Origin of the sequence: Flavobacterium sp. (assembly GCF_028712645.1) — a bacterium.
In the GTDB taxonomy this organism is placed as follows: domain Bacteria; phylum Bacteroidota; class Bacteroidia; order Flavobacteriales; family Flavobacteriaceae; genus Flavobacterium.
In genome coordinates this window covers 1-6,339 of record NZ_JAQTPQ010000211.1, presented here as the reverse complement: position 1 = coordinate 6,339, position 6,339 = coordinate 1, and the positions used below count along the sequence as shown (strand labels likewise).

6 protein-coding genes are annotated in these 6,339 nt (G+C 33.3%); 1 reads left to right on the top strand and 5 read right to left on the bottom strand.

All coding sequences use genetic code 11. The annotated features are described in order from the left end of the window. Window positions 1–20: 20 nt before the first annotated feature. The 5 genes from PHC28_RS14250 to PHC28_RS14230 form a co-directional block, all read right to left on the bottom strand. Entirely contained in the window at window positions 21–935 is a 915-nt protein-coding gene (locus PHC28_RS14250; protein ID WP_300102007.1) for an N-acetylmuramoyl-L-alanine amidase, read from the bottom strand. A 4-nt stretch (window positions 936–939) separates the two neighbouring features. After that, window positions 940–1,425: a hypothetical protein gene (locus PHC28_RS14245; protein WP_300102004.1), complete on the bottom strand. Its 486-nt coding sequence runs from the start codon at window positions 1,423–1,425 to the stop codon at window positions 940–942. Window positions 1,426–1,468: 43 nt separating this feature from the next. Further along, window positions 1,469–2,770: a 30S ribosomal protein S12 methylthiotransferase RimO gene (gene rimO, locus PHC28_RS14240; protein ID WP_300102002.1), complete on the bottom strand. Its 1,302-nt coding sequence runs from the start codon at window positions 2,768–2,770 to the stop codon at window positions 1,469–1,471. A 246-nt stretch (window positions 2,771–3,016) separates the two neighbouring features. Further along, complete coding sequence (locus PHC28_RS14235; RefSeq protein WP_300101999.1) at window positions 3,017–4,522, bottom strand: transporter; 1,506 nt, start codon at window positions 4,520–4,522, stop codon at window positions 3,017–3,019. A 46-nt stretch (window positions 4,523–4,568) separates the two neighbouring features. Further along, window positions 4,569–5,537: a hypothetical protein gene (locus PHC28_RS14230; protein WP_300101996.1), complete on the bottom strand. Its 969-nt coding sequence runs from the start codon at window positions 5,535–5,537 to the stop codon at window positions 4,569–4,571. Between the two features lie 101 nt (window positions 5,538–5,638). On the opposite strand from PHC28_RS14230, the gene PHC28_RS14225 reads away from it, so the two are divergent. Continuing rightward, the coding region (locus PHC28_RS14225) for an aminoacyl--tRNA ligase-related protein (protein WP_367278044.1) at window positions 5,639–6,339 on the top strand (701 nt) is incomplete at its 3' end.

Sequence of the window (6,339 nt, the reverse complement as noted above, 5' to 3'; positions counted from 1 at the left end):
TTTATGTTATCTATCATCAATTATTGTTTCTTGTAGATATTATAAATAGTGTTTATGGTTTTCTCATCTAAAACTGTATTGACTTCTGTTTGAATATAATGAAGCTTAAAAGCAGCAATAGCTGCGGGAAGATTTTTAGTGTTATATCCAATAATTCGTAGCGCTTGTTCTATGTTAAAATCACAGGGAGCAGTCTCTAAAATCTCATCAGGCCAAATACCAAAACCCATTGATGCTAATGTTTTCCATGGAAAAAAAGCACTTGGGTCTTGTTTTCTAGTAGGCGCAATATCCGAATGTGCTATGATGTTTTCGGTAGGAATGTTGTAGTCTTTTTTTAATTTGGTCAAAAGTGCCAAAAGGCTATTGATTTGTAAATCCGAAAAAGTATGCGTTCCATTATTGTCCAATTCGATTCCAATTGATGCTGAATTGATATCGGTATTTTTTCCCCAAGAGGCTTTTCCAGCGTGCCAAGCTCGAAGATAATCGTTCAGCATATGAACCACCCGACCATCGTTAGCGATTACATAATGAGCACTCACTTGGGTTTCCGGCATTGTAAATGTTTTCAAGGTTTGTTTTAAAGAATCTTGAGCAGTGTGGTGAATGATTATAAAATTTGGTTTTCTTAAATTAAAATTCACAGTTCCAATCCATTCAGTGGTAATGCCGTTTTGCAAAGGAAAGGCTCCCATTTTTGAGATTGTATCTTTAAAAGTGAGTAATTGTTTTAGATATAAAGTGTCAATAATTTGTTCTGGAACAACAACATTTTGCAAAGGAACAGCTTCTTTTTTTGAAATGGTTTCTTTTAATACATTCAGATTGTCATTATATACTTTCTCACTTTTTTTATACGGATTTGTAGAACACGAAGTTATAATAAGCACCAAAATCAAATAATAAAAATGGTTTTGTATTAGATGTTTCATATTACTAATTTTCGGTTTTTTGTTTTCTTTTGGATTTGGATTTTGAAGGTTTTTTTAAGTCTTCTTTAAAAACAAGGTATTTTTCTATCTGGTCAGGGTTCAAAAAATCTTTAACTTTTCTATCTGTAATTTCAGAGAGTGCTTGAAATTCTTTTATTTGATCTTCTTGGTTAGTAACTTGCTTTAGCAATATTCCTTGACTTCTTATGCTTTCTATTAAAACATTTGAAATAGCAATTTCCTGAAGATCATCAAGGTTTAGTGCAGGTTTCATTTTAATCATTAATTTAGAAACCGTTTCTTCGGCGGGGATTTCTTTTGGTTTTTCTGGTTGACTTCCTTGATTCATTTGGCTCATTCCGCCATTTCTTCCATAACCATTTCCTCCATATCCGCTATTACCATAACCATTATTTCCGTATTGAGCAGAAATTGTACTAATAGAGAATATCATCAATATAATTGATAAGAAAATTTGTGTTGTTTTCATATTTAGAATTTTATGTTTTATTCAAATAATAGATACTGTAAATTTAAACAGGTTCTGCGTATAAATCAAATTCGGTTGCATCGGTAATTTTTACCATTACAAATTCTCCAGTTTTTACATAATGTTTCGAAGCATCAATTAAAACTTCATTGTCAACATCAGGACTATCAAATTCAGTTCTTCCTACAAAATGTTCTCCTTCTTTTCTGTCAATAATACAGCGAAAGGTTTTTCCGATTTTATCCTGATTCAAATCCCAAGAAATTTGCGATTGAATTTCCATTATTTCATTGGCACGATCTTGTTTTACATCTTCGGGAACATCATCGACTAAGTCAAAAGCTCCTGTGTTTTCTTCGTGAGAATAAGTAAAACAACCCAAGCGTTCGAACTTCATTTCTTGAACCCAGTCTCTTAAAATTTCGAAATCTTCTTGCGTTTCACCCGGGTAACCTACAATTAAAGTCGTTCTAATAGTCATTCCTGGGACTGCCTCACGGAATTCTTTCAATAACTTAGTCGTTTTTTCTTTTGTCGTTCCACGTTTCATCGATTTCAAAATAGAGTCAGAAATATGTTGCAACGGAATATCGATATAATTACAAATCTTTGGCTCTCGCTTCATAATTTCCAATACATCCATCGGAAAACCAGTAGGGAAAGCATAATGCAAACGAATCCATTCTATTCCTTCTACTTTTACCAAAGCTTCTAATAATTCACCAAGATTACGTTTATTGTAAATATCCAAACCATAATACGTCAAATCCTGCGCAATCAAAATTAATTCTTTTACACCATTTTTTGCCAAACCTTCGGCTTCTTTTACTAGTTTTTCAATAGTTTGCGAAACGTGTTTGCCACGCATTAACGGGATGGCACAAAAACTGCAAGGTCTGTCGCAACCTTCTGCAATTTTTAAAAAGGCATAATTTTTTGGAGTAGTTGTCAGGCGCTCTCCAAGCAATTCGTGTTTATAATCAGCTCCCAAAGCTTTTAATAAAGCAGGCAATTCAGTTGTTCCAAAAAACTGATCTACATTCGGAATTTCTTTTTCTAAATCGGGTCTGTAACGTTCTGATAAACATCCAGTAACAAAAACTTTATCGACTAATCCACGTTCTTTTTTATCGGCATATTCTAAAATTGTATTTATTGATTCTGCCTTGGCATTATCAATAAATCCGCAGGTATTGATGACAACGATGTTTCCTTCTTGCTCGTGAACGACATCTTTTCCGCTAGCTTTGAGTTGCCCCATTAGCACTTCACTGTCATATACATTTTTCGAACACCCAAGAGTGATTACGTTGATTTTATTCTTTTTTAAGGACTTGGTTCTCATAAATTTATATACCCGATATATTGGGAAGTTGGCAAAATTACAATTTTTATTCTAAGAAGCATAAGTGTTTGCTTATGAATTATTAGTTAAACTTCTTACTTTATCTACTTCAGATTATCTATTTCAGGTTATGATTTATAGAGTAATTGCTATTTTATATTTTTTTTGAATTGTTAATTTTTAAAAAAATAAAAAATCCATTTTAGTAACAAAATGGATTTTTATAAAGTCTATTTTTAAATTGAATTACAATTCAAACAACAAAGTCACAGTAACGTTATTATTTTTAGTGTTAATATTGGCACCCTCTGTAAATCCTTGATTAAAGAAACCTTGATTTGAATTTCTTTGAGCGTAAGAGTAAGCCAAATCTAATTTGGTTGCTCCAAAATTATAACCTAATCCTCCTGAATATCCAGTTAAATCGCCTATTGTTGTTGAGTTTTTGTAAGGGCTTTGCTCGAAGCGATAACCGCCACGCAAACTCCATTCCTTGATTTTGTATTCAGCTCCAATTCGCAATTCGCCAGTGTTGTTAAGTACTGTACTCATATAGTTATTCAAATCTCTGAAATAGGAATCATTTTCAGGTTTAAATTTTGTATTGCCATAATCTTTTATAGAATAGTCAATACTAATTAATCCAGATTTGCCAAATATGTAAGCAAAACTTCCTGTAAACTTGCTTGGAGTTTGCAAAGTGTAAGGTGCATAATAGTTGGTAATTTGAGGGTCAACAACATCTTGGGGTAACTCTCCGTCAATATTGCCGCTAACTGCAACCAATCTTTGTGTTAATTCATCACTTAAACGATACCAAGTTGGCGAATCATAAGCTAATCCCAACCGAATTTCATTGGTAACTTTTGCGATAGCACCTAATTGAAAGGAAAACCCAGTTCCGGTTGTATGTAAATCATTGTCAAATTGCAATCGGTTTACCCTGTCGTTACTATCTAAAGTGTTGTTGTTATCTTCATAAATGCTGGATGATTGGGTATAATCCGAGAAATGGGAATTTAAGTTGATACCCAAAAATAATTTATCTTTATAGGATGTTGCCGCATTGAAAGACAATTTTCCGTTGTAACCATTAGAGGAAATGGAATTTTCTTGATAATAATTTCCTCCAGGACGAACATTTGAAGTATATGATGTATTATTTGCATTATTCCCGTCAACAGGATTTATAATATAACCTTGGTATCCCAAATAAGCTTGTTGCTCTCCGTTGTTTAATTCACTATAATTGAAGTTTTCCAATGTATTTAAAGGTACACCATTAGCATAATATAAAAAATAATCAGCCACAGAATTTGTCGGATTTGTTCCGGCAGAAAACAAGGAGTTAGTAAAATTATTTGTGTTTTCATAATTTATCGCTACCGAAAACTTTTTCCAATCATTATTTGAATTTTGATCTTTAAAAACGAAAACACCTCCTGCTTGATTTAAATCAAATGAATTTTCAGAAGAAGTTGTGTTGGTCCCAAAATAACTAGAGCTATTTTTTGTATTAAAACTACTTAAGGTTGTTGCAATTTGATTGTTAGAAAAAATCGCAGAACCTGCAGGATTAACATTTATGGAAGACAAATCGCCACCAAGGGCTCCAAAAGCACCACCCATAGCTCTAAAACGAGCTGTTCCGGTCAAATTATCCTGCGAATAACGCAGAGCATCAGTGATTTCTTGTGATTGTCCAACACTAAAAGTGAAGCTAACAAATAAAAGGAATATATACTTTTTCATTTTTGTTCGTGTAAAATTATATTATTTATTAAAGATAATTGAGTTCTTATCTAGTTCTGCCGCTACTTCCTCCAGAAGACCTTCCGCCGCCTCCATAACTACTATTACTTGATGATCTTCCACCACTGTTTGAGCTAGAATTGCTTGAGTTATTTGAGCTTGGGGTGTAAGATCTTGTAGGTGTATAGTTTTGGTTACGAGAATTGTTAGTGTTTTGTTGAGAGTTTGTGTTTGTTCTTGTGCGATTCGAATTATTAGAAGAATTGTTTTGGAATTGAGTATTACTTCTTCTGTTAAGTAAAGTACTATTTTGGGTTGCGTTATTGATGGTGCTATTTCTGTAATTTGAGCTACTTGTTCCTCTGTTAGTAAAGTTTTGGTTTTGGGAATATCGGTTACCGTTTATGGTATTGGAAGCTGAAGAACCTCTTCTGCTTGGGTTGTAGGAATAGTGAGAATTATTATAACCATAATTAGTATAACCTCCTCCATAATAATATGGGAATCCGTAACTGTATCCATAACCGGGGAAGCCCCATCCATAATAAGGATAGTTGTAATCGTAATAAGAATATCCATAATAAGGATAGCCATAACTATAATAAGGATAACCGTAACCATATCCGTAATAAGGATAGCCAAATCCTACCGAAAAGTTCCAAGGATTTGTATATACATTTATAGATGTTGTTCTGGGATTACTTCCCCAATCAGCATAATCTGTATTTTGAATAGTATCGTTTGCAGTATCGTAATTACTATAATTATTGACGTCAGTAAAGATTTCTGTTTGAAAATTGTCGTTTTGTAAAGAACTAAAATAGTCTTTATAACGATTGCTTGAGCTTTCTGGATTTACTTTTTCAATATTTCTATTTGTTGAATTCCCATATATTCCATCGGAATCATAGTAGGAGCTATTTTGGTATGAGCCACAAGATGTTAACACAATACTCAAAAGAAGAATTAGAGAGTATGTTGATGTGTTTTTGGAAGAAAAAATATTAGTTTTCATATCTGTAGGTTTTTTTATTGTTGCACATTACAAAAATAGTTAGTTTTGCCAAACTATTTAGTTAAAATTATCAAAACAAAATTTGTGCCAAACTATTCAATATGAGCAAGAACCTCACCACACGAGCAGAAGATTATTCAAAATGGTATAACGAGCTGGTTGTAAAAGCCGATTTAGCCGAAAATTCAGGAGTTAGAGGCTGTATGGTCATCAAACCTTATGGCTATGCAATTTGGGAAAAAATGCAAGCAGAACTTGATAGAATGTTTAAGGAAACAGGGCATCAAAACGCTTATTTCCCTTTGTTTGTGCCAAAAAGTATGTTTGAAGCCGAAGAAAAAAACGCAGAAGGCTTTGCTAAAGAATGTGCCATCGTAACTCATTATAGATTAAAAAATGATCCTGATAATCCAGGTAAATTGATGGTGGATCCTAATGCAAAATTGGAAGAAGAACTAATAGTTCGTCCAACAAGTGAAGCTATAATTTGGTCTACTTATAAAGGATGGGTTCAATCTTATAGAGATTTACCTTTACTCATAAATCAATGGGCAAATGTGGTACGATGGGAAATGAGAACCCGATTATTCTTGAGAACGGCTGAGTTTTTATGGCAAGAAGGACATACCGATCATGCAACAAGAAAGGAAGCTGTCGAGGAATCTGAAAAGATGATGAATGTATATGCTGATTTTGCCGAAAATTTTATGGCAATTCCAGTTATAAAAGGGTTAAAAACGGAAACTGAACGTTTTGCAGGAGCTGAAGAAACTTATTGTATAGAAGCATTGATGCAAGATGG